The sequence below is a fragment of the Paenibacillus montaniterrae genome, assembly GCF_018403185.1.
Classification (GTDB): Bacteria; Bacillota; Bacilli; order Paenibacillales; family Paenibacillaceae; genus Pristimantibacillus; species Pristimantibacillus montaniterrae.
In genome coordinates this window covers 1-21173 of record NZ_BOSE01000008.1, presented here as the reverse complement: position 1 = coordinate 21173, position 21173 = coordinate 1, and the positions used below count along the sequence as shown (strand labels likewise).

The following is a 21173-nucleotide window of genomic DNA, read 5'->3' as shown; positions in this document are numbered from 1 at the left end:
GCTAATCGCAGAGCATGATGAATGTACATTCGTTGAGCCGTACTGTGACTATTGACGGAACCCTAACGAAACTGAATAACGTTAAATGGTCAATTTGGTGTCATATGGAACTCTAACGAAGCTTCATATCGTTAATCATAGAAAATCGACTGTTGACAGGTGAAAGTTACGAAATAAGACGCTATAGTTTCGTAAGAATTGACACATGTGCGAATTAGCGCCAATAGCGATATCCAGTTTCGTTAAAACTGCTCTGTGCAAGAAAATAGATAGTTAATAGAATGGAGGCCTGACAGATGGATCAACGCGTAGTAGAAAGCTATAAGTTGGCAAAGGAAATGTATGCGCAGCACGGCATTGATGTGGATGCGGCGCTTGAGCAGCTGGCTAATATTAAAGTTTCAATTCATTGCTGGCAAGGAGACGATGTGCAAGGCTTTTTGTTCAAGGATGAGTCGCTCAGCGGCGGCATTGCTGTAACGGGCAGCTATCCTGGACGGGCAAGAACGGCTGATGAGCTGCGTCAGGATTTGGAGCAGGCATTGTCGTTAATTCCCGGCAAGCATAAAGTTAATTTGCATGCGATTTATGCCGACACGGATGAGCAGATTGATTTGGATCAGCTTGAGCCGAAGCATTTTGCGAGCTGGGTTGAATGGGCGAAGGAGCAAGGTCTCGGGCTTGATTTTAATCCAACCTGCTTCTCGCATCCAAAGGCTGACGACGGCTTTACGTTAAGCCATCCTGATGAAGGGATTCGCAAGTTTTGGATCGATCATTGCAAGGCGTCACGCACAATCGCGGAATATTTCGGCAAGGAAACCGGTCAGACCTGCGTAACCAACTTCTGGGTGCCCGACGGCTACAAGGATATTCCAGTTGATCGCCTGGCGCCGCGCCAGCGCTTGAAGCAGTCGCTTGATGAAATTTTTGCCCAGCCGATTGATCCGCAATACAATATCGATGCGGTAGAAAGCAAGTTGTTCGGCATTGGTTCAGAAAGCTACGTTGTTGGCTCGCATGAATTTTATATGGGCTACGCGATCGCCAATAACAAGGCACTATGCCTTGATGCAGGGCATTTCCATCCAACAGAGGTCATTTCCAATAAAATTTCCTCTGTATTGATGTATATCGACCAGCTGCTGCTGCATGTGAGCCGTCCGGTACGTTGGGACAGCGACCATGTTGTCATTATGGACGACGAGCTGCTTGATATTGCGCGCGAGCTAGTGCGCGGCAAGCTGCTGGACAGAACGCATATCGGTCTCGATTTCTTTGACGGCAGCATCAATCATGTAGCTGCTTGGGTCATTGGCACGCGCAATACTATTAAAGCGCTGCTGCGCGCTATGCTGGAGCCTGTAGATCAGCTGCGCGAGGCTGAGCTGAACAAGGACTATACATCTCGTTTGGCAATTACTGAGGAGTTCAAATCCTATCCATTTGGCGCAGTATGGGATTACTATTGTGCAACGGCTGGCGTGCCGGTGCGCGAGGATTGGCTGAAGCAAGTGAAAGCCTATGAGCAGGACGTTCTGCTGAAGCGAGTATAGCAATTGCAAAATAAAACCGTTCTTACCCCGACTGGAGTGCTTTCTTTCGGTCGGGTTGGAACGGTTTTTCTGTTTTCATTTAAGAAGTCAGTCAGATTGTCCGTAATCACTGGCTTCTTGGTGATACTTTTGCATAAATATGCCAACCAACAAAAATACTATTATGAACATAATTAGTATCCCGGTAGCAGCTTGGCCTATTTCAGTATCAAACATTTACATATGAGCATATATTCATGTATGATAGAGATACGAAGGGAGTGGCTGACGATGAGTAAGTCTACGACAACGGTAAAACATGAATGGCTGCTTGAAGGCTTGGATTGCGCCAATTGCGCGCTAAAAATTGAAAATGGCGTTGGCAAGGTTAAAGGCGTAACTTCGAGCTCTGTTAACTTTGTTACCAAGACGCTAACGATCGAAACGGGCTCCGAACATGAAGATGAGGTTTTGGCAGAAGCTCATAAAAAGGTTAAGGCGCTAGAGCCTCATATAGATATTGTTGATAAAGCTGCTGCACGCCTGGCAGCAAATGAGCCGGCTCGCGCGCATGAGCATTCGCACACGCATCAGCATGAAGCTGGCATACATCATTCCCATCGGCATGGAGCTCATTCAGAGGATGATTCAGCTTCTAGTCGCAATGCTGCAAGCAGACAAAAGCGTGCTAATCAGCATGGTCATCAGCATAGTCACGGTTTAAACCGGGTATTGCTTTATCGGCTTATTGCAGGTGCTGCGCTCCTGCTTACAGGTCTATTAGCGCCAATGCCGCAGTGGCTTTCTGTGCTCGTGCTTGTAGCCGCCTATGTCATCGTAGGTGGAGATATTGTATGGCGAGCTGCGCGAAATATCGCTCGCGGACAATGGTTTGATGAATATTTCTTAATGACGATCGCAACCTTGGGAGCTTTTGCGATCAAAGAGTACCCTGAAGCGGTAGGCGTTATGCTGTTCTATCAGGTGGGCGAAATGCTGCAGGGTCTTGCTGTTAATCGCTCGCGCAAGTCAATTAGCGCCTTACTTGACATCCGTCCTGACTATGCCAATTTGAAGGTAGGGCATGATGTTCGCAAAGTATCGCCTGAGGACGTACAGATTGGCAATGTTATTGTCGTTAAGCCGGGCGAAAGAGTACCGCTTGACGGGAAAATTGTAGAGGGCAGCTCGTACGTCGATACATCCGCGCTAACAGGCGAATCGATGCCAAGAGAGGTAACGGCTGGCAGCGAGGTGCTGAGCGGCTTTATTAATACGAGCGGCTTGCTTACGGTCGAGGTTACCAAAAGCTACGGCGAATCAACCGTTTCTAAAATTCTCGACATGGTGCAGAATGCCAGCAGCAAGAAGGCGCCAACGGAAAACTTTATTACCAAATTCGCGCGCTACTACACGCCGGTTGTGGTCATTGTAGCAGTTGCCTTAGCTGTGCTGCCGCCGCTGCTGTTTCCAGCTGAGCAGTTTGCAGATTGGCTGTATCGCGCCCTAATATTCCTGGTTATTTCGTGCCCATGCGCGCTTGTTGTATCGATTCCGCTCGGATTTTTCGGCGGCATCGGCGCAGCTTCAAAAAATGGAATTTTAATAAAAGGCAGCAACTATCTTGAAGCGTTGAACGATGTGAAATATGCGGTATTTGATAAAACAGGCACCTTAACCAAAGGCAGCTTTCAGGTGACGAAGGTGCATTCGACTGGCCGTTATACCGAGCAGCAGCTGCTTGAATATACGGCTTATGCCGAACAGCATTCCACACATCCGATCGCGGCCTCGATTATCGCTGCTTACGGGCAGCCAATTTCAGATCAGCAGCTCGAGCATTATGAGGAAATATCGGGCCATGGCGTCAGCATTCGCTGGCAAGGACGTTCGATTTTAGTAGGCAATGCGAGACTGCTGGAGCGTGAAGCCATTCCTTATGCTGCTCCCGATCACGCAGGCACGCTTGTCTATATCGCAGTCGATGGCAAATATGCAGGACATCTCGTAATTGCAGATGAGGTTAAGCAGGATGCTGCCGCTGCGATTGCTTCCTTAAAACAGCTGGGCGTTAAAAAAACGGTGATGCTGACAGGAGATGTGAAGGCAGTCGGCGAGGCGGTTGGCAAGCAGCTTGGCGTGGATGAAGTGCACGCAGAGCTGCTGCCGCAGCATAAGGTAGAGCATATCGAGCGCCTTGCTGCCGCCAAAGGTCCGAAGGAAAAGCTCGCTTTTATTGGCGATGGCATCAATGACACGCCGGTATTGGCACAGGCTGATGTCGGAATCGCGATGGGCGGACTAGGCTCCGACGCCGCGATAGAAGCTGCGGATATCGTAATTATGACAGATGAGCCCTCCAAGCTGGCTACTGCGATCTCAATTGCACGCAGCACGCGCCGCATTGTATGGCAAAATATTATTTTTGCTTTGGGCGTTAAGGCAATCTTTTTGGCACTAGGTGCCTTTGGCATTGCGACAATGTGGGAGGCTGTGTTCTCCGATGTCGGTGTAACGCTGCTTGCCGTATTGAATGCAATGCGTGTATTGCGCTTGAAGTAAAAAGGATACAACAAATACTGCCCCTTCATTGCTGCACATAGCTCGCCATGAAGGGGCAGGCTTGTTTATGTGGGCTGACAGTTAAGATATTAGACCGTTATTTTACTAGTGATTGAACGATTATCTCCGCTTTTATGTTATCGTTATCGTAATACTACGATTCACGATAAAAAGCAGGAGGAATACTGTGTTTAGAAGAAGCACGCTTACGATAGCAATCAGCAGCTTGTTTTTGGTTGTACTGCTCTTGATTGCAGCAGCAATATATTTCAGCAGTTCATCTAAAGAAGAAAATAATATTATCGAGGACACATTTGATGCCATTCAAAAAGAAACAGCCAGCCTGTCTTTCAATGAAACGGTTGCCAGCGTACAAGATATAAATGTAACCTATGAACGGTTTTTATTTTATAAGTATAACATTGAAATGTTTCATGCTTTATCCAATACGGAGTTCTCAGCTTCTGACGAAGAGCTGTTAAATGAACTGTTGAAAAAGGATTTGACGATTCGCGAAGCGAAAAACGAAGGCATTGCTGTTGCAAAGGAAGAAGTAGAGCAGGAAATCAAATTCCAACAACAAGTGCTGGAAAATCCCGAATATACCGCCGATAACAAAGAGCTCATTCAAAAGATTATGAAGAAATGGATTGAAATTACGGGCTTAACGAATGAACAATTTTGGGAAAGCGATATGGTGTATAAGCAATACGAGGATGCCCTATACTTAGGAAAATTTTATACGTATTTACTGAATAAAGGCGAAATTCAAACAATGGAGCAATTTACGCAATATCAAGATCAACTGCTGGAGAGCAGAGAGGTTACTATATGTATAGAATAGACCTGGCTAGGCTGGTAGGAACGATTGTGATTGTATGTTTAGTCATAGCTGTTGTTTATTTTCTAACAAAAAAAAGCAAGTAAATGAATGCTGAAGCCCAAAGTACAGCGTGCTGCTCACATAGAGCAGACACGTCTTTACTTTGGGCTTCGTTGCAGCTTCTGCTGATCTGGCAGGAGCGCACCGGGCTGCTCCCATTACTGGTCGCGGTACTCCTGCGGCGTGACGCCATAGCGATCCTTGAACACTTTAATAAAGTAGCTCGTTTTGTTGTAGCCGACCTTGACTGAAATTTCATAAATTTTTTCATTCGTTGTACGTAGCAGATGGGCGGCGGTTTCCATACGCAAGCGCGATAAATATTCGCTAATGCCTTCCCCTGTTTCCAGCTTGTAAATTTTCGACAGATAAGAGGCGTTGAGGAAGACGTGATCGGCAAGTGATTGCAGTGATGCTTCCGTCAAATGCTGCGCCGCATATTCCTGTACCTTCTGAATGACGCCTGTTCTCGAATCTTGCGAGCGTTCGGACAATACGCGCTTGTATGCCTGAATCACCTCATCAAGCCAGACGCGAAGCTGGGCAATTGTATGGAAGCGCGGTCCTTCAAGCATATGGTTGAATTCGTCGCCGAGGCAATCCGCCATCCGCAGCTTGTTTTTATGAATCGCATAGCTAAGCGAGCTGACAATCGCATAGTATGCCTCCAATATATGCTCATGCGAATCGCCCCGTTTTTGCTCGAGCTCGTTAAAGATTGCATGAAGCTTCTCCTCAACCGCGTCCCATTGCCCGATTTCCAGCAAATGATTAAGCAATGGCGGCGCATAAAGCTCACTTAAGCAATCGGCATCGTCGCTTTCTGCTGCTCGTTCCTCATGCATCGTCAAGAGGAAGTCTCGCTCGCTGCCAATCCGCTGTCTGAAGCTGCGCAGCAGCTGCTCATAGACCGACGTTAATTGCTGCGGGAAGCTTAGCTGCTGACTAAGCACCAGCGAGATCGTTCCCTTCAGATAGAGCTTGACATAGTGCTGCAAATGAGCGGCTTTCTGTTCAATCACCTCGGCATTTAATGCGCTCACTGCTGAGTCGTCAGCGGCAAATGACCCTTTTTCTCCTTGTAAAGCAGGCAAAATAAGAAAAGCATAGTAGCCATAGCTGTCTTTAACATGCCATAGTCGGTAGCCGTCATCGAAAATTTCCTCAGCAATATTGCAGATCGCATATTCCAGCAAGGAGCTGTCCTGCTCGCTCTGCTCGTAAAAATAATCCTCCATCCGCAGCAGCATCATATAGCAAGGGCTATCCAGCGGAATCAGCAGCTCCACCATGCTAAGCCGCTTTTGCAGCTGCTCCTGCGGCAGCTGCTTGTGCAGCAAGGTCGTTAGCAGATGCGAGCGCAATATTGGCAAATTCGCTTTAATCGAGCTAATCGCCTTCTGCCAGGAGCTGATCTCCAGCCAATGCTGCTCCAGCTCGCCAATCGCTTTTTGCACCGCCTCCAGCAGCTCATTATCCTCGACCGGCTTAAGCAAATAGTCGCTCGCCTGATATTGCAGCGCACGCTGCGCATATTCGAAATCGTTGTAGCCTGACAGCAGAATGCATTTGACATGGCTCCACGATGCCTTAATCGCCTCAATCAAATCAAGGCCTGAAATGCCAGGCATCCGTATATCGGTAATGACGATATCAATTTGCGTCATTTTCATCGTATCGAGCGCTTCGTTAGCGGAATGTGCCTGATAGACCGAGCTAATGCCGATGCTGCTCCAGTCAATATTTGTCGCCAGATCCTCAACCAGATCCGGCTGGTCATCTACAATAAGCAATTGGTACATAGTGGACCCTCCCCGATAAATTGTGTAAATATTGCTGGGTTTCTATTACGGCTGGGCCTGCCAGGTCAGCTTAACGGCGAGTCCGCCCTGCTTGCGAATTTCAAAGCTGAGCGAGGCGCTCGGCCCGTATTGCAGCAGCATCCGCTGCTTAATATTCCAAAGCGCGCAGCCGGTATGGTCATCCGGCGCATGCATCAGCTCGCGCTCCAACGCCTGCAGCGCTTCTTCTGTCATGCCCACACCGTTATCCTCCACGATAATGCTGTGCCAGCCCGCCGCGCTTTCCCCTCTAATCGTAATAAGCCCATCGCCGTCAAATTGCTCAATGCCGTGCAGTACAGCATTTTCAACAATCGGCTGTAGCAGCAGTCTAGGCAGCTCCAGCCGCAGCATCGACTCTGGTACGTCAACGCGATAGCTCATATGCTGAATATGAAACTTTTGAATTTCCAGATAGCTTTCCAGCAGCTGCAGTTCTTCCTTGAGCGTAGCGGTCAGCTTTTCCACTCTTGTTGTATAACGATAATATTTGGCGAGATGCATCGACATCATCATCACCGATTCCTTTTTGTCGAGTCTGGCCAGACTGCGAATTAAAGCGAAGCAATTGTATAGAAAATGCGGATTGATTTGCGACTGCAGCTGCTTTACATTCGCTTCGCGGCGGCGCAGCTCCTCGACATACACCTTCTCGATCAGCCGCTCGGTTTCTGCTGCCATGTCGTTAAAGCGGGCAAACAGATAAGAGAACTCATTTTTCGGATTAACCGTTATCCGTGTCGAGTAATTGCCTTCCTGCAGACGCTTGACGTTGCGAATGAGCAGGCTGATCGGGCGCTGCACATTGCGATAAAGCAAGTACGCTGCAAGCAAGCCTAAAATGAGCAGCAGCACAACCGAGACATAGAACAGCACCTGCGTTTTCACGATCGGCTGCAGCATATTTTCAATCGGCACATAATCTACCAAATACCAATTCAAGGTTGGAATAAGCGCAAAGGTTACGAGATAGCGCTTGCCGCCGATGTTGACCGGATCATTGCTTGCGTTGGGCTTGAGCGCTCCGCTTTGCACCAGCGCATGAATTTCATCAATCATCGCTTGATTGGCGGTTTTATTTTGAATCGTATCGCCTTGCAAATGATAAAGAAACGGGTCGCCCTTGCCGGTTTCCTTAAACGTATCCAAATCTTTAATGATATGCTCCTCAGGAAAAGAAATCTCCACAATAATGCCGGCTCTGTCCAAATCGACCAGCTTGCTTTTGGGCTTGACGATATGACGCACAAAGCGCTGCTGCACAATGTTTTGCGTCACCATCTCCTGATACTTCCAGTTTGGCGCCAGCTGCTCCTTTACGGACTCCAAATCATAGGTGACATAGGTGTTGGTCGATACAAATTCCTGATTGGCAGGCGCTAAAATGCTGTATTGCGTATCCCAGCGCTGCGATACATTAAGCAGGCGCAGCCGCTCCATAATGCGCAGCCGCTCGTCATTGCGCTCGTAAGCGCTTTCGATCAGATGGAGCGTTTGCAGCTGCTGAATATGAATGTCCTCGCTAAGCAAAAAGCCAAGCGAAGAAAGCGTCGTAACGCTTTTGTTAAATTCATCAGCGAGAAAATTGATATCCTTTTGCTGGAGGGAATGCACCTCCTCCTTAATAACCTGCATACTCGTTTGCATTGACAGGGTATACAGCAAAATGATTGGAATGAGCAGCAAAATAATTAGGGTAATAATTTTAGCGAACGTATTTTCACGCAGTCGCATCATTCATCCCCGCTCTCAAAATTTGTAATGTGGAATAGAGACAAAAAAATTGGTATGCTTCCAAAAATCGTGGTCTGTAGCACAGAAAATCATGCTGATAGAATAAATGTACGGGAGAGACAAATTATAACTTAATTTTCGGAAGGGGGCAATACAGTGGATAATGTCGCGCGCGCGCAGCTGCAGGATAACGTGGTCGCTGCAAAAAAGCGCAAACGGGAAAAGGAGAAGCTAAGTCGGACATGGCCGTTGCATTTGATGCTGTTGCCTGCGGCAATTGTAACATTTATTTTTGCTTACATGCCAATGGGCGGATTAGTAATGGCGTTTCAGGATTTTAAGCCCTATGATGGCATTTTTGGCTCCAAATTTGTCGGCTTAAAGCATTTTGAATTTATGTTTCAATACCCGGACAGCAAGGAGGTTATCTGGAATACGCTGGTCATTTCCAGCTTGAAAATTGTATTTGGCTTAATTGTGCCGTTCGTGTTTGCGATTCTGCTTAATGAGGTTCGCAAAATGGCATTTAAACGTACGATTCAAACGCTCGTTTATTTGCCGCACTTTATATCTTGGGTAATTCTGGGCGCGATTTTGACTGATATGCTGAGCAGCAAGGGCATCGTGAACTCGACCTTGAACTCGCTTGGGATCCAGTCGATCCCGTGGCTGGCAGATGGCAACTGGTTCCGCTTTACCGTCGTGGTCAGCGATATTTGGCAAAACTTCGGCTTTAATACGATTGTGTTTCTCGCTTCCTTGGCTGGCGTTAATCCAGCGCTTTATGAAGCGGCGGAGGTCGATGGCGCGAATCGCTGGAAGCAGACGCTGCATATTACAGTACCGGCAATGATTCCGATTGCTGTAGTTGTCGGCACATTGTCGCTCGGCAATATATTGAATGGCGGCTTCGATCAAATTTTCAACCTGTACAATACGCTTGTTTATGATAAAGGTGACATCATCGATACATTCGTCTATCGTACCGCCATATTGAACGGGCAGTACAGCTTCGGTACAGCGGTTGGCTTGTTCAAATCAGCGATTGGCTTGGTGCTGATCGTCATTTCCTATCGCATGGCATACAAATTCGCCGGCTACCGAATCTTCTAGAAAAGGATGAGAACGCATGTACTATAAAACAAAAGGCTATAAAACCTTTACCGTATTCAACTACGCATTGCTGACGTTGATTTGCTTGTCCTGCGTGCTGCCGCTCATTCATATTCTGGCGGTCAGCTTTAGTGCAAGCGCGCCGGCGAATTCCAATCTGGTTGGACTGTGGCCAATCGGCTTTAATTTCGAGGCGTATGAGAAGACATTGAATAATCCAAACTTCCACAATGCGCTGCTGGTTGGCTTGCAGCGAACAGTGCTTGGAACCATAATCGGCATGCTGCTGATTACACTGGCTGGCTATGCATTGTCCAAGGATAGCGGCCATTTCAAAAGCCGCCCGATCTATATGTGGTATTTTCTGTTTACGATGCTGTTCAGCGGCGGGATCGTACCGAGCTATATGCTCATTCGCGAGCTTCATTTGATGAATACGATGTGGGCGCTCGTTTTGCCAGTGGCGATCAATGTTTTCAATATGGTGCTGCTTATGAACTTCTTCCGCGCTGTGCCGAAGGAACTGGAGGAAGCGTCGCTTATTGATGGCGCTGGACATTTCCGCACCTTAATCAGCATTTACTTGCCAGTGTCGATGCCGGCGATCGCCACGATCTCGCTGTTTACGATGGTGATGCACTGGAATTCCTGGTTCGACGGCTTGCTGTATATATCGGACTATCGCAAATATCCGCTGTCTACATTTTTACAAACGGTCATTGTGCAGCAGGACTTCAACAAAATCAACCCTGATATCAATGAGCTGAAAAACATTTCGCAGCGCACCGTAAAATCAGCGCAAATTTTTATTGGGACGCTGCCAATTTTGCTCGTTTATCCGTTTTTGCAGCGCTATTTCGTTAAAGGGATTATTCTTGGAGCGGTTAAGGAGTAACAAAGAAAGTGGCATTAATCCAAAAAATGTGGCCTTTCGCAAAAATGTTGGCGCAGTAAGATAAAAGTATAGCAGTTATTGCTATTGAAACAAAATTTTGCTTTTAGGGGGATGTATATGAAAAGATGGCTTTCCATACTGCTCATTATTTCGCTGGCCGGAGTACTTGCTGCTTGCGCAGGCGGCAATAATGGCGGTACAACAAGCAACAGCAATTCCAGCAATACAAGCAACTCTGGCAACAAGCAAAATGAAGGCAGCACTAACACTGCAGAGAGCTCCAACTTCGTAGACGGCAAGTATCAGGAACCGATTACACTTACGACGGTATGGGGCATTAATGAGAACGGCTCCGTGTTCAAGGAAGGCGAGAGCATCGAGGATAATGTTCATACTCGTCTGATTAAGGAACGTCTTGGCATCGACATCAAATATAACTGGGTTGTGACGAATACAAATGATGCCTACAAAACAAAGCTGCGTCTTATGCTTTCTTCCGGTGAAAAAATGCCGGATGTCGTGACCTATCGCGGCGATTTGGAAACGGTTAATATGCTGATTGATTCCGGTCAGTTTATGCCTGTCGATGAATTGGTTGAGAAATATGCGAACGATACTTATAAAGAAGGCTTGGCGCTTGATCCAGCGATCTGGCTGCCGATTACACGCGATGGTCAAAAGATGGCGCTGCCAATTTTGGACTACGCCTACAATGACGACCATGTAATGTGGATTCGCCAGGATTGGCTCGATAAATTGAAGCTGCAAGCACCAACAACGATTGAGGAGCTTGAGGCGGTAATGGATGCATTCGTCAATCAGGATCCTGATGGCAACAACAAAAAGGATACGATTGGCTTGGCAACAGGCTTCAAAAATGGCTACAACACTTGGATGACTGATATCGGCTTTGTGTTCGGCGCTTATGGCACGATGCCTGGTCAATGGAACCTGACGGAAGATGGCAAGCTGGAAAATGGCTCGATTAATCCTAATGCGAAAACTGCGCTAGCCAAACTGAAGGAGTGGATGGAAAAGGGTTATATTTCCGAAGACTCAGCGCTATATGATGAAAACGCTGGCTCCGAGCTGTTCACGAAAGGCGAAGCGGGGATTATTTTCGGCCGCAACTGGCTGCCGGCATGGCCATTCCCGGATCTGCTAGCGAATGTGCCGGATGCAAAATATAAAGCATATCCAATTCCGGCTGGCCCAGACGGCAAAATTGGCTCAGCGGGAGGCAACCCTCCAGTTAACGGCTATATTTTCGTCAACAAGGACAGCAAAAATCCGGAAGCGATTTTGCACTACTATAACTGGTTCTTTGATAATCTGGCCAATCCGCAGCCGGGCAGCGAATTTGAAAACGGCTTTGCAGAAGGCTATGACTATGCACTATTGCCGGATGGCACTGTAACGACAGATGCAGCGGCTCATCCTGATCTGTTCCCGGGCTTGAAGGGGCAAATCGCACCAGCGCTTTACTATACGCTAACGTATGAAGGCGCGCGTATTCCAAGCCTGTATGGAGAAACGCATCTGAAGCTGGCAAATGGAGAAGAGCCAGTAACGCCATACGAGAAAACAGAGTTTAATTCTCGTACGAAGGAAAACATTGAAGCGATGAAGGTAGTCGTCGAGCAAAAGGATATTCGCATGAAAAACTACTACATGGGACCTTTGACAGAGACGATGCAGGATAAAAATGAGCTGCTTAATAAGCTTGTTAATGAAACGTACAGCAAAATCATTTACGGTCAGCAGCCACTTGACAGCTTCGACACGATGGTCGAAAACTGGTTCAAATCTGGCGGCGAGCAAATTACGAATGAAGTTAATGAGTGGTATGAAAATGCCAAGTAGTCATTGGCAGCGTGTACGGAGCGTTTAATCATTTAAGCGTTTACTATCACTTACAGCAGAAAACGACTTGCTTTAAGGAATCAGGCAAGTCGTTTTCTATGCGCTAATAATAAAGCGCTTACTTACAGATTTGGAAGGGAGCTAGGAATAATGAAGCGACAGAGTATAATATGGCTGCTCATATTGACGATACTGCTGCCATCAACGATATACGGAGCTGAGTCAGATAAAGAACGCGAACATTGGGGAGCCACAATTATGAGCGAGTGGCATGCTAAGGGGATGATTAGCGGTTATCCGGATGGCAGTCTGCGGCCGGATGAGCCGATCACGCGCGCGCAATTCGCCCGGTTATTGCATGCAGTATTTCAGTTCAGTACAGCAGAGACAGGTTCAGTATCATTTCAAGATGTGCAGGCCAGTGATTGGTTTTACAACGATGTTGCTGCGGTATTGAAGGCCGGCATAGTGCAGGGCTACCCGGACGGCAGCTTCAAGCCTAATGCTTCGGTCAACCGCCAGGATGCTGCGAAAATGCTGGCAGCGGCCTATAAGCTCGCTGCAGTCGAACGGGAGTCAGGCTTGCTGGCTCAATATTCGGATGGGCATACCGTTAGCGGTTACGCCCGACAGTCACTGGAAAGCTTGCTCGACCAGGGGGCGATAACAGGATTTCCAGATGGCACAATCAAACCTTTGAAAGCGTTAACAAGAGCGGAGGCGGTTACTTTGCTTGATCGATTGAGCGGTCAAATTATTCAAGAAGCAGGCACTTACCGTGGACTGACGATTGAAGGCAACCTCGTGATCAACACGGCTGGCGTCGCGCTCGACCATGTCAAGGTAACGGGCAATGTGTATGTGACAGCCGGCGTGGGGGAAGGCGAGCTGCAGCTCAGCAATGCTGAAATCGCAGGAGTGCTGCATATAAATGGCGGCGGAAGCATCGATCTTAAGCGTGCGAGTGTGCAATCTCTCGCAGTCAATAAGATTGCAGGCAAGGCGCGGGTAGCGATAAGCGATCAATCGCATATTGAGCAGCTTAACGTTGAAAGTGATGCCAGCATTGAGCTGGACAAGGAATCAATAATCGGCACGCTTGCATTCATGCGTGGTGCGGAAGGAAGCGAGCTGAAATCAACGGGCAAAATTGAGCAGCTAGTGAATGAAGCGGGCATTAAGCTGCCAGACCAGCAGGGAGGCGGCGATGGCACTAGCAGTGGTGGCTCGGGTACAACACCTGCTCCAACTGCACCGCCACAGCCGACAAGTCCGCCAGCGCAACAGGAATGGAAGCTTGTTTGGAGCGATGAGTTTGATGGCAGCGGGACGAATTTGGATGAAAACGGAGTCGATCTTGATAAATGGGGCTACCAGTTGGGAACAGGCGCTCAGTATGGCCTTGATGGCTGGGGCAACAATGAGCAGCAATATTATCGCGCTGAAAATATTGCAGTAGAGGATGGACTGCTGAAAATTACCGCCAAGCAAGAGCAGTATGAAGGCAAGCCATACACGTCAGGACGGTTGTTTACCGAACCGACCTTCTCGCAAACATATGGTAAATTTGAAGCCAGAATTAAGCTGCCTGCAGGAGAAGGCTTATGGCCTGCTTTTTGGATGATGCCGCAGGACAGCGATTATGGCACATGGGCTGCCTCTGGCGAAATTGATATTATGGAAGCAAGAGGACGCCTGCTGAATGAGATCGGCGGAGCGCTTCACTATGGCAGAAGCTGGCCTAACAATAAATCGGCGGCAAAAGCGTATCATTTCCCTGAAGGCGAGGACATTACAGATTTCCATATCTACGGCATTGAGTGGGAGCCAGGCGAAATTCGCTGGTATGTAGACGGCAAGCTGTTCCAAACGATTAATAATTGGGATAGCTGGGGCGATGGCCAGCCTGCTAAATACGCATTTCCGGCACCGTTCGATAAGCCGTTCTATATGATTTTGAATTTGGCTGTTGGCGGCAATTATGATGGCGGTCGAACTCCGGCTGCATCCGAGCTGCCGGCAGAAATGCTGGTCGACTATGTACGCGTCTATGATCTGGTCGGACGGCCGTACCGACAGGTAGAGGAGCCAAGCATTGAAGTTGAGCCGATTGCCGAGCCTTATAAGCAGGCGATCAACGGCAGCTATGTCTATGATGCTGGCTATGAGCAGCCAATTACGACCATTACAGAATCGGCACAGCCATTCGATGAGGATTACTGGAACTTTGTATATCTTGATCAGTTTGGCGGTGAGGGCAAGCTAAGTATTGATACGATAGATGGAACACGCTTTGCCAAGGCGGATATTGCGCAAATGGGGCGTGAGGTGCATTCGCTTCAGTTGATTCAGCATGTAACGGTTGGCAAGGGGCGCTGGTATAAGCTGAGCTTTGACGCCAAGTCGCAGGCCAGCCGCAATATGACTGTAAAAATTGGCGGAGGGGAAAGCAGAGGCTGGTCCGTTTATTCGGAAAACTATGAAGTGCCGCTAACCGATTCCGTGCAAAGCTACGACATGATCTTCCAAATGACCGCCGATACCGACAAGCAGGCAAGACTTGAGTTCAATATGGGTCTCAATCAGCATGCAGTATGGATTGGCAATGTGAAGCTGGAGCAAATCGAGGCGCCGGACCCGTACAATGAAGAGGCAGACAAGGAGCCGTTGGCGGATGGCAACCACATTTATAATGGAAGCTTTGATTTGGGATATATCCATCGCTTGACGTATTGGAAGCTGGACACAGCTGGCAATGCGATAGCTCAGCTGTCGGTAAATCCGCAGCAGCGCGAGCTGCATGCAAGCATTATTAACGGCGGGAAGCAAGCTAGCGATCTGGCGCTGCTGCAAAAAGGCGTCAGTCTGGTTGCCGGCAATGACTATGAGCTGACGTTTGCGGCAAGAGCAGATCAGCCGCGTACAATAGAAGCGGCGCTGCTTGGCGGTGATGGCAGTCTGTATGGATCAGCGCAAAGCGTAACGCTGAACGAGCAGATGAAAGGCTATACAGTAAGCTTTACGGTTGATGCTGCTGCGGCAGATTCTGGTCAGCTGGCGTTTTGGCTCGGCGGTGCGGAGGGCAGCATTTATTTGGATGATGTCAAGCTTGTTCGTACCACGAACAACAGTGTGGGCGAGCTGCCGCTTGAGCTGCAATTTCCGCTGAAAAATGGAGATTTCTCCAATGGCTTGAACGGCTGGAGCGAGCATGTACAAGGGCGCTACGATGGCTGGGATCAGCAGACCGGAATTGAGCATGTAAATGGCGAATTGTTATATACGATCGCCAGCACAGGCAACAACCCTTGGGATGTAATGCTGTCTCAAGCTGATTTGCCGCTTAAGAAAAACCAAACCTACGTCATTTCACTTGATGCCAAAGCCTCGCAGGCGCGCGAAATGGAAATCGTCCTGGAAACCGCCAGCTATCAGCGCTTCGTGTCAGAGCGAGTTGCGCTAACGACAGAGTGGCAAAGCTTCAGCTACGAGCTGCCAGTGGATCAGGACGCGCAACTATCGTTCAAGCTGCTGCTCGGCAAGCTGGAGCAGGCGGCTGAAATTGGCGAGCATACCGTGTCGATCGACAATGTGCGAGTAGAGGTGAAGGATGCGCGCAGCAAGGCGTTCCTTGCAGTGAACGGCAGCTTCGATTATGGCATGGAGGGCTGGCATACACATGTGCAGGGCGTGTATGATGGAGACTCGAAAGCGAGCTTCACAGCAGATTCGAAAGCTTTGCATGCTTCGGTTGAGCATGCAGGCGCCAACCCGTGGGATATTGTTTTATTTCAGGATGCAGCAGCATTGCAAAAAGGCAAAACCTATGTCGTTACCTTTGCCGCTCGCGCCAGCACTGCACGTACGATCGATGTAGTCGTGGAAAACAGCGCCTATGTCCGCTCGCTAAACGAACAAGCAAAGCTGACAGAAGAGGTGCAGCAGATCAGCTACGAATTTACAATGGCAAGCGATGAGCAGGCACAGCTTAAATTTTTGTTGGGCAAGCAAGCGGATGATGCGGGGGAGGCTCATCACGTCTATATCGACAATGTGCGATTTGAGCTGAAAGACGCGCGTGCCGCTGCAGGTGAGCTGGCAAGTGAGGAGCACAATTTGGATGCTGCTCAGTAAGCTGGGCGATCTATGTACAGATGGCGATGATTGCAAGGCTGCCTCGCATGAACGGGGAATGATGCGTGCTTATTTGCAAATAAATGATCTGGCAAGCGATTGCTAGGTGTGGGCTGTATCTCCATTGCTCGTTTATGGAGATACAGCCTTTTTGTTAATAGAATCAATTTATTTTTTCAAATGATACGGTACAGTTGTAATAATGATATCTTTGCGGTAAAGCAGGTGCGCCCGAATCATAAGGCTGCTCTGGTTATGAAGCAGGTTGTGCCAGCCCTTTTTTGGAATAAACTGCGGGATGATGACTGTAACCTGATATTTGGATTCGTTTGCCTTGCGCTTCACCATATCTATAAACTTGCTGAGCGGCTGAATGATGCTTCGATAAGGGGAGTGCAATGTAACAAGGCGAATGTCCGGCTTCCATTTACTCCATTTCTCTTCGAACTTGGCTTCATCCTCGCGGTCGAACGGGATATATACTGCGATAATTTGTTTAGCCCCAAGTGACTGAGCATAATTCAGCGACTGCTCCACAACATGGGTGATGCCGGATACTGGCACGATAATGACGTTTCCTTCGATCGGCACGCTTGGTTCGCAAGTTGTAAGCCGCAATTGATCGCCAACTGCCTCGTAATGCTTTTTGATGCGATGGAACAGATAGATGATAAGCGGCAGAAATACGAGCACTGACCACACCTGTGCAAATTTGGTAATGAAAAACATGATTGTGACTGTGAAGCTAATAACCGCTCCCGTTGTGTTGATGGCCAGCTTGGTTGCCCAGCCTGCAGGCTTCTCGCGGATCCACTTCAACATCATGCCTGTCTGTGACAATGTGAACGGAATGAATACTCCTACAGCATACAGCGGAATAAGCTGCTCCGTCTTGCCTTGGAAAACGACGATAAGCACAATTGACAGCAGCCCCAGTATAATGATGCCATTTGAATAGCCGAGTCGATCACCGCGAACGGTAAACATTCTTGGAATGAACTTATCGTTTGCCAGGTTAACAGCAAGCAATGGGAACGCCGAATATCCTGTGTTGGCAGCGAGTATTAAAATAAGTGCTGTTGTTCCTTGCACGAAAAAGTACATAAAGTTCCGCCCGAACGTTTCTTCAGCAATTTGTGAAACGACGGTAGCCTCTTCGAGCGGCTTGATGCCGTAAAAGTATGCGAGCACGACAATGCCAGAAAACAAAACAGCTAGCAACACGCCCATAGCTGACAAGGTTTTGGCAGCATTGTTCGGTGCAGGGCTCTTGAAGTTCGGGATCGCATTTGAAATCGCCTCGACTCCAGTAAGCGCCGAGCTTCCTGATGCAAATGCCTTAAGCAGCAGAAACAAGCTGATCCCGGCGACAGGTGTGCCGAGCGGAGTATGCAGCTCCGGAGCGACTTCACCACTCATAATGCGATATAATCCGGCCCCGATCAAAATCAATAGTGACAGTACGAACAAATAGACCGGGTAAGCCAGAATCGAGGCGGATTCGGTTACGCCTCTTAAATTTAACAGCGTAAGCAGAAGCACGAATACAACCGCTATAGGCACTGTATATTCATGAAGCTCAGGAAAGGCGGACGTAATAGCATCCGTACCGGCCGATACGCTGACAGCTACCGTCAAAATGTAATCGACCAGCAGCGAACCACCTGCAACAAGACCGGGATATACACCAAGATTGTTTTTGGAGACGACATAAGCCCCGCCGCCATGAGGATATGCGAAAATAATTTGCCGATAAGAAAGAATGAGTGCGCACAATAGAATTAACACGCCGATGCCAATAGGGATCGAGTACCAAAATGCTGCTGCACTTACTGTGATTAAGACAAGCAAGATTTGTTCCGGGCCATATGCAACAGATGATAGGGCATCAGAAGAGAGAATCGCGAGTGCCTTCTTTTTATTCAGTTTTTGCTCGCCTAATTCTGTTGACTTCAACGGTCTGCCAATGAGAAGTCGTTTAAAAGCCGCCATAGTTGTTTACACTCCATTCAGGATTGAAAATAATTGCATACTTGCTACTGAAAGCATGTTAATTTTTCATCGGACAGCAAAAAGAAGCCGCAGGAAAGCTGGACCTTCCCGCGGCTTCTTTAAAATAGGCGCGATGAGTTCCTCTTTCGATACGCTTACGAGGTTAGCTGACGGATTCAGGTCTGAAAGTAACCTTACGCCGATTGAGACAATCAGGCGATTCACCCCTGGAATGACGCGCCATTCCGATGGTTCCCCCGTTTCTGCTTTGCAGAATTAAGCGATAAAGGATTATATATTTGTGAGCCTTACATTGATAAATCTTACTCCTCGATAAGCGGACTGTAAACAAACCAGGAAGGATGCATTGCGCGATTTTTGCACAACATGACCACGAAATATCGCTTACAGTCATTTCGATCTTGGCCGCGCGCATTATTTCTTTAGCAAGCTCTATTTCTTTACACTTTTAATTCGAGCTGCGTAGATTGGCATAAAAAATCCCCTCTGGTCAACAACGTTTAAGTTCACCTTAGCAGATGTCCTTTTTACGATGTTTGCCCTGAGGGGAGAATTTGATGGTAGAGATAGACTGATCGCTTATATGATGCTTTGCTGTCACTGCTGCCATGATCGTTATAATGTGGCTGCTAACATTAAGCAGCTTTTCGTTTATATGCACGCATTGCAAAAAGATATGCGACAATCAGTATTGCCAAGCACCATGCAAGAGCGATCCATAGATCATGGCCTACCGGTTGGCCTGACAGCAGCGCACGGATAGATTCCACAATCGAGGTTACGGGCTGATTTTCAGCAAAGGCGCGAACGACCCGCGGCATCGATTCGGTTGGCACAAATGCTGAACTAATAAACGGCAGAAAGATCAACGGATAGGAAAACGCGCTTGCACCTTCCACTGATTTGGCGGATAATCCGGCAATTGCCGCTACCCAGGTCAAGGCCAGTGTGAACAGCATGAGAATGCCGGCTACTGCAAGCCATGGCAATACTCCTGCCGAGGAGCGGAAGCCCATAAGCAAGGCAACCAGTATAATGACGACAACTGTAATCGCATTGGATACTAACGAGGTTAGCACATGTCCCCATAGTACAGCGGAACGCGAAATCGGCATAGAGTGGAACCGCTCAATGATGCCTCGCTGCTTATCTAAAAACAGACGGTAAGCCGTGTAAGAAATTCCGCTTGCGATTGCCATCAACAATATGCCGGGCAGCAAGTAATTCACATAATTATCCGTTCCGCTTTGGATTGCTCCGCCAAATACGTAGACGAATAGCAGCATCATCGCAATCGGAGTGATGCAAACTGTAATAATCGTGTCCATGCTGCGGGTAATATGCCGCATCGAACGTCCAAGCATAACGCCCATATCGCTAAAAAAGTGCTTCTTCATCATTTCCATTTATACCGCCTCCTTCTTACTGATGATCGCGAGGAAGATTTCCTCTAACGACGGCTGTTTTTCAACGTACTCCACCTTGGCAGATGGGAATAGCTTTTTCAGTTCCGCAAGCGTGCCGCACGCGATAATTTTGCCCTCGTGCAAAATGGCGATTCGATCGGCCAACTGCTCGGCTTCCTCCAAGTACTGTGTGGTCAGAAGTATCGTTGTGCCACCTTCAGCAAGCTCCTTGACGATTTTCCACACCTCGATGCGAGCCTCGGGATCAAGTCCGGTAGTTGGCTCGTCGAGAAAAATGATCTTCGGATTTCCTACCAGGCTTAAAGCGATGTCGAGCCTGCGTCGCATCCCGCCTGAATACGTAGATGCTCTGCGGTCGGCGGCTTTTGTCAGGCCGAAGCGTTTAATCATGTCGTCTGCAACTTGACGCGGATTTTTAAGATGACGCAGCTTGGCTAGCATAATTAAGTTTTCCCGCCCAGTCAGCATTTCATCCACGGCGGCAAATTGTCCAGTCAGACTGATCGCTTGCCGCACATAATCGGATTGCGTTGCAACATCGAAGCCATTGACGGTTGCGGCTCCGCCATCTTGCTTGAGCAGTGTGGCAAGGATTCTGACAGTCGTTGTTTTGCCTGCGCCGTTGGAGCCGAGCAGGGCAAAAATTTCCCCTCGCTTCACTTCAAAATCGACACCCTTGAGTACTTCCGTGTTCTTAAAAGCTTTTCGCAACCCTTGCACGTTAATCGCTGTTTCCATCCTTTTTCCTCCTAACAGATTCTTGATAAATGTCCATATACGTTTTCGAATCCTTGATTAGATCGTCGCAGAAAGCCGCGACATCTTGGCCTGTCACTTCGAGCACACCTTTCCCCGAAGCGGCGCCTTCTTCGAACAGATCAACAATTCCCGCAAGTATACCAATCCCATCAGACAGTTCAACCGGACCGACCTTATAAAGATATTTCTGAATTTCCTTATAAACGATCTGGTAATCCTGCGGCAGCGCCTTGACACGCGCTACGTGAGCTCGCCATTCTTTCTTGCCCTCGATCATATCCCGTATGTTCATGTTAAGTCTCATTCCTTTCGCTGTGCTCAAGGCACAAAAATACAATGAAAGTTGCACCATCAACCCTACCGTTTGATGATATAATGTACTCGGATAAGCAGATATACTACAGAGCACGGGGA

Annotated in this window: 13 protein-coding genes and 1 riboswitch; of the genes, 7 read left to right on the top strand and 6 right to left on the bottom strand. The window is 48.1% G+C overall.

Annotated elements, in window-relative coordinates; genetic code table 11:
• Positions 1–296: 296 nt before the first annotated feature.
• The 3 genes from rhaA (at position 297) to KJS52_RS18990 (ending at position 4941) form a co-directional block, all read left to right on the top strand.
• Positions 297–1556, top strand: a complete 1260-nt coding sequence (rhaA, locus tag KJS52_RS19000) for an L-rhamnose isomerase (RefSeq protein ID WP_213518344.1) — start codon at positions 297–299, stop codon at positions 1554–1556.
• Positions 1557–1826: 270 nt separating this feature from the next.
• On the top strand, positions 1827–4097 hold the full coding sequence (locus tag KJS52_RS18995; protein WP_213518342.1) for a heavy metal translocating P-type ATPase: 2271 nt from the start codon (positions 1827–1829) through the stop codon (positions 4095–4097).
• Positions 4098–4284: 187 nt separating this feature from the next.
• Positions 4285–4941, top strand: coding sequence for a hypothetical protein (locus KJS52_RS18990; protein ID WP_213518340.1), 657 nt, complete (start codon positions 4285–4287; stop codon positions 4939–4941).
• A 197-nt stretch (positions 4942–5138) separates the two neighbouring features.
• Here KJS52_RS18990 and KJS52_RS18985 read toward each other — a convergent pair whose 3' ends face one another.
• Positions 5139–6782 (bottom strand): response regulator, encoded by a 1644-nt coding sequence (locus tag KJS52_RS18985; RefSeq protein ID WP_213518339.1) that lies wholly within the window; start codon positions 6780–6782, stop codon positions 5139–5141.
• A gap of 45 nt (positions 6783–6827) precedes the next feature.
• Positions 6828–8555, bottom strand: coding sequence for a sensor histidine kinase (locus KJS52_RS18980; protein WP_213518337.1), 1728 nt, complete (start codon positions 8553–8555; stop codon positions 6828–6830).
• 258 nt (positions 8556–8813) lie between these two features.
• On the opposite strand from KJS52_RS18980, the gene KJS52_RS18975 reads away from it, so the two are divergent.
• From KJS52_RS18975 to KJS52_RS18960, 4 genes are all read left to right on the top strand, one after another.
• Entirely contained in the window at positions 8814–9668 is an 855-nt protein-coding gene (locus KJS52_RS18975; RefSeq protein ID WP_213518873.1) for an ABC transporter permease, read from the top strand.
• Positions 9669–9684: 16 nt separating this feature from the next.
• A complete protein-coding gene (locus KJS52_RS18970) occupies positions 9685–10563 on the top strand; it encodes a carbohydrate ABC transporter permease (RefSeq protein WP_213518335.1) in 879 nt (292 codons plus the stop codon).
• A 117-nt stretch (positions 10564–10680) separates the two neighbouring features.
• Positions 10681–12426, top strand: coding sequence for an extracellular solute-binding protein (locus KJS52_RS18965; RefSeq protein ID WP_213518319.1), 1746 nt, complete (start codon positions 10681–10683; stop codon positions 12424–12426).
• Positions 12427–12576: 150 nt separating this feature from the next.
• On the top strand, positions 12577–16560 hold the full coding sequence (locus tag KJS52_RS18960) for a carbohydrate binding domain-containing protein (protein ID WP_213518317.1): 3984 nt from the start codon (positions 12577–12579) through the stop codon (positions 16558–16560).
• 168 nt (positions 16561–16728) lie between these two features.
• On the opposite strand, the gene kimA is transcribed toward KJS52_RS18960, so the two are convergent.
• The 4 genes from kimA to KJS52_RS18940 all read right to left on the bottom strand — a co-directional run bounded on the left by kimA (position 16729) and on the right by KJS52_RS18940 (position 21051).
• Positions 16729–18552, bottom strand: coding sequence for a potassium transporter KimA (gene kimA, locus KJS52_RS18955; protein WP_213518315.1), 1824 nt, complete (start codon positions 18550–18552; stop codon positions 16729–16731).
• A 136-nt stretch (positions 18553–18688) separates the two neighbouring features.
• Positions 18689–18845, bottom strand: a riboswitch (cyclic di-AMP (ydaO/yuaA leader).
• Between the two features lie 363 nt (positions 18846–19208).
• On the bottom strand, positions 19209–19979 hold the full coding sequence (locus KJS52_RS18950) for an ABC transporter permease (RefSeq protein WP_213518313.1): 771 nt from the start codon (positions 19977–19979) through the stop codon (positions 19209–19211).
• Positions 19980–20738, bottom strand: coding sequence for an ABC transporter ATP-binding protein (locus KJS52_RS18945; RefSeq protein ID WP_213518311.1), 759 nt, complete (start codon positions 20736–20738; stop codon positions 19980–19982).
• The gene (locus KJS52_RS18940; protein ID WP_213518871.1) at positions 20722–21051 is read right to left on the bottom strand and encodes a DUF1048 domain-containing protein; all 330 of its coding nucleotides are present in this window, start codon (positions 21049–21051) and stop codon (positions 20722–20724) included. The genes KJS52_RS18945 and KJS52_RS18940 overlap by 17 nt, the downstream gene beginning before the upstream one ends.
• Between the last annotated feature and the right edge of the window lie 122 nt (positions 21052–21173).